Annotated in this window: 3 protein-coding genes; all 3 read left to right on the top strand. The window is 63.5% G+C overall.

The genetic code is table 11. From position 1 onward, the window contains the following. Positions 1-415: 415 nt before the first annotated feature. From eat to eutC, 3 genes are read left to right on the top strand one after another with little or no spacing between them, the layout of a single operon-like run. A complete protein-coding gene (eat, locus tag QMX88_RS28910; protein ID WP_282373663.1) occupies positions 416-1,768 on the top strand; it encodes an ethanolamine permease in 1,353 nt (450 codons plus the stop codon). Positions 1,769-1,795: 27 nt separating this feature from the next. Beyond that, entirely contained in the window at positions 1,796-3,187 is a 1,392-nt protein-coding gene (locus QMX88_RS28905) for an ethanolamine ammonia-lyase subunit EutB (protein WP_282373662.1), read from the top strand. A gap of 35 nt (positions 3,188-3,222) precedes the next feature. Beyond that, the gene (eutC, locus tag QMX88_RS28900; protein ID WP_282373661.1) at positions 3,223-4,041 is read left to right on the top strand and encodes an ethanolamine ammonia-lyase subunit EutC; all 819 of its coding nucleotides are present in this window, start codon (positions 3,223-3,225) and stop codon (positions 4,039-4,041) included. Positions 4,042-4,387 lie beyond the last annotated feature (346 nt).

Genomic DNA, 4,387 nt, shown 5'->3' with positions numbered 1-4,387 from the left:
CGTCGGGGGGAATCACCGGTCCTGGGGGAGGGACCGGGGTAGCGCTCCACCTTGCTCGCGAAGGCTGTATTCCAGCCACTGCATACTCGGCGAATGTACCGACCTCTTCGCGAGCAAGGTGGCGCGCCACCCCGGTCACTCCTACATGGGCACCGGTGCTACTCGACGACTCATCTGCTGCCCAAGCTGTTGGGAAGTCTGGTGCCACTGCGGTCAGCAAACACGGGCATTGCGTGACCCTCAATAAAGCACCGGGCCGTTTTCACGCGCCAGTGTGGCGCACCCCCGGCAGATACCTGGAAAACTTGACCGCAGACGACAGACCGCGCGCCGTACGGTCAAGCCTTGGCCTGTCAGCTGTGACTATGCTCGACGTCAGACAAATACCGTCGCCTGGCTACCGGGGTACACACTCATGACTGCATCACAACTCAAACCCACCTTGGGAACCCTGCACTTGTGGGGCCTCGCCGTCGGCCTGGTGATTTCCGGCGAATACTTCGGGTGGAGTTACGGCTGGGGCACCGCCGGGACGCTGGGCTTTCTGGTGACCACGCTGATGGTCGCGGTGATGTACACCTGCTTCATCTTCAGTTTCACCGAGCTGACCACCGCGATTCCCAACGCCGGCGGACCGTTTGCCTACAGCTTGCGCGCCTTTGGCGTGACCGGTGGGATGATCGCCGGGCTGGCGACGCTGATCGAGTTCGTCTTTGCCCCGCCCGCCATTGCCATGGCGATCGGCGCTTACCTTAACGTGCAATTCCCGTCCCTTGATCCAAGGGTTGCGGCCATCGGCGCGTATTTCGTGTTCATGACCTTGAACATCCTGGGCGTGAGCATCGCAGCGACCTTCGAACTGGTGGTCACCATTCTGGCGGTGGCCGAACTGCTGGTGTTCATGGGCGTCGTCGCCCCGGGCTTCAGCTTCAGCAATTTCGTCCTCGGCGGCTGGGCCGGTTCCGATACCTTCGGCCTGCCGGCCATCAGCGGCATGTTCGCGGCGATCCCGTTCGCCATCTGGTTCTTCCTCGCCATCGAAGGCGCCGCCATGGCGGCCGAAGAAGCCAAGGACCCGAAACGCACCATTCCGCGGGCTTACGTGGGCGGCATCCTGACCTTGGTGGTGCTGGCGATCGGCGTGATGATCTTCGCCGGTGGCGTGGGCGACTGGCGTACGCTGGCGAACATCAATGACCCGTTGCCCCAGGCGATGAAAGCGGTGGTTGGCGGCAACTCCAACTGGATGCACATGCTGGTGTGGATCGGCCTGTTCGGTCTGGTGGCGAGTTTCCACGGCATCATTCTCGGTTACTCGCGGCAGTTCTTCGCCCTGGCACGGGCGGGCTTTCTGCCACCGAGCCTGGCGAAACTGTCGCGCTTCCAGACGCCCCACCGCGCCATTCTTGCGGGCGGCGTGATCGGCATCATCGCGATCCTCAGCGACGGCGTGATCAACCTGCAGGGCATGACGCTGACCGCCGCGATGATCACCATGTCGGTGTTCGGTGCCATCGTGATGTACATCATCAGCATGCTCAGCCTGTTCAAGTTGCGCCGCAGCGAACCGAACCTTGAGCGCAGCTTCCGCGCGCCGGGCTATCCGATCGTGCCGGGCATCGCTCTGGCGCTGGCGGTGGTGTGTTTGGTCGCCATGGTCTGGTTCAACCTGCTGATCTGCGCCATATTCATCTGCCTGATGGCCGTGGGCGCGGTGTTCTGCAAAATGGTCCGCGGGCGCAGTGCGGCGGTCGCGGTCGCCGGTTAATCACGCGGTTCGATAAAAGAGGTGTGCATGAGTTTTTCCCACAGCATCGGTGGCATGGTCTGGCGCTTCGACAGCCTGCGGGAACTCATGGCCAAGGCCAGCCCCGCACGCTCCGGTGACTTTCTCGCAGAAGTCGCTGCCAGCAGCGATGCCGAACGCGCGGCGGCGCAAATGGCCCTGGCCGATGTGCCGCTCAAGCAATTTCTCACCGAAGCGCTGATTCCCTATGAAGAGGATGAAGTCACCCGCCTGATCGTCGACAGCCATGACCGCGCCGCCTTCGCCCCGGTCAGCCATCTCACGGTCGGCGGCTTTCGCGACTGGCTGCTGGGGGACGACGCCACCGAGGCCAGCCTCAAGGCCCTGGCACCGGGCTTGACCCCGGAGATGGCGGCGGCGGTGTCGAAGATCATGCGCGTGCAGGATCTGGTGCTGGTGGCGCAGAAAATTCGTGTCGTCACTCGCTTTCGCAACACCGTCGGCCTGCGCGGGCGCATGTCCACCCGACTGCAACCCAATCACCCCACCGATGACCCGGCCGGCATTGCCGCCAGCGTGCTGGACGGCCTGTTGTACGGCAACGGCGATGCCATGATCGGCATCAACCCGGCCACCGACAGCGTCAGCGCCATCAGCGAGCTACTGAAAATGCTCGACGGCGTCATTCGTCATTACGAGATTCCCACCCAGTCCTGCGTGCTGACCCACGTCACCTCATCGGTGGCGGCCATCGAAAAGGGCGTGCCGCTGGACCTGGTGTTTCAGTCCATCGCCGGCACCGAAGCGGCCAACAGCGGGTTCGGCATCAGCCTGGAAATCCTTCGTGAAGGCTACGAAGCGGGTCTGAGCCTGAAGCGCGGCCCGCTGGGCGACAACCTGATGTACTTCGAAACCGGCCAGGGCAGCGCCTTGTCGGCCAACGCGCATCACGGCGTCGATCAACAGACCTGCGAGGCCCGGGCCTACGCCGTCGCGCGGCACTTCAATCCGTTTCTGGTCAACACCGTGGTCGGCTTTATCGGCCCGGAATACCTGTACAACGGCAAGCAGATCATTCGCGCCGGGCTTGAAGATCACTTCTGCGGCAAGCTGCTCGGCGTGCCCATGGGCTGCGACATCTGCTACACCAACCATGCCGAAGCCGATCAGGACGACATGGATGTGCTGCTGACCTTGCTCGGCGTCGCGGGCATCAACTTCATCATGGGCATTCCGGGGTCCGACGACGTGATGCTCAACTACCAGACCACCTCGTTTCACGACGCTTTGTATGCACGCAAAACCATCGGCCTGCGCCCGGCGCCGGAGTTCGAGGAATGGCTGACGCGCATGGACATCCTGCGCCAGGACGACGGCGGCGTGCGGCTGGGGCAGGGCGTGCCGCCGTTGTTCCGCAAGGCGCTGGCGCAACTGAATTAGTCGCTGATCAGCAGTTCCAGACAAGGGCTTGAGCCATGAGCGATGACAAGAAATCACCCGCACACGCCGATGCCTGGCAGCAGTTGCGGGCATTGACCTCGGCGCGAATCGCCCTCGGGCATGCGGGCACGAGTTTGCCGACGGCGGCGCAGCTGGATTTCCAGTTTGCCCACGCCCAGGCCCGCGACGCTGTGCACCTGGCGTTCGATCACGGAGCGCTGGCCGAGCAACTGGCGGGTCGGTCCCGCGAGACGCTGACCCTGCAAAGCTCAGCCACCGATCGCCATGTGTACCTGCAACGGCCTGATTTGGGGCGGCGTTTGTCCGAGGGGGCGGCTGCCCAGCTGAAGGATTACGCGGCGGCGCATCCTGAAGGATTTGATCTGGCGCTGGTGGTCGCAGACGGCTTGTCTGCCCTGGCGGTGCAACGCCACAGCCCGGCGATGCTGGAGCGCATCGACGAAATGGCAGCGGCGGAAGGCTGGAGCCTGGCGCCGGTGGTGCTGGTGGAACAGGGCCGCGTCGCCGTTGCCGATGAAATCGGCGCACTGCTCAAGGCGCGCATGGTGGTAATCCTGATAGGCGAACGACCGGGCCTCAGTTCGCCGGACAGCCTCGGTCTGTACTTCACCTACGCACCGCGCGTGGGCCTGAACGACGCCGCGCGCAACTGCATTTCCAACGTGCGCCTTGAAGGCATGAGCTACGCCATGGCGGCGCATAAGTTGCTGTACCTGATGCGCGAGGCCTGGCGTCGGCAATTGTCCGGCGTGAGCTTGAAGGACGACGCGCAAGTGCCGGTGCTGGAAGCGGGCGAGGGCACCCGGCCGGGGAATTTTCTGCTGGGACCTTGATCGTGCCCACGCTCTGCGTGGATACGCAGCCCGTGACGCTCGGCGTCACCTTGTGCACGGCTTGAATATTCGGTGTGTTCTTTGACGCCTTCCCGGCTAAAGCCGGTCCCACATTTTAGGTCACCGCCAGTTTGACAGGATGCGCGCGGTGCTTTTAGTGGGACCGGCTTCAGCCGGGAAGAGGCCAGTACAGCCGCTGCATCTCCTGCGGCAGTTACGCCCCCTTCGCGAGCAAGCTCGCTTGTATGGTTAGACTTGAAGGGGTGGTGGGACGAACAGTTCGCATCTGACTGCTGCAACAGTACAGACCGTGGGAGACCTCGCCCCACCCCATCCACCAAAAGCG

This window comes from Pseudomonas sp. PS02290 (assembly GCF_029960075.1).
GTDB lineage: Bacteria > Pseudomonadota > Gammaproteobacteria > Pseudomonadales > Pseudomonadaceae > Aquipseudomonas.
Note: the sequence above shows the minus strand (reverse complement) of the source record. Positions and strands in the feature narration are given on the sequence as shown.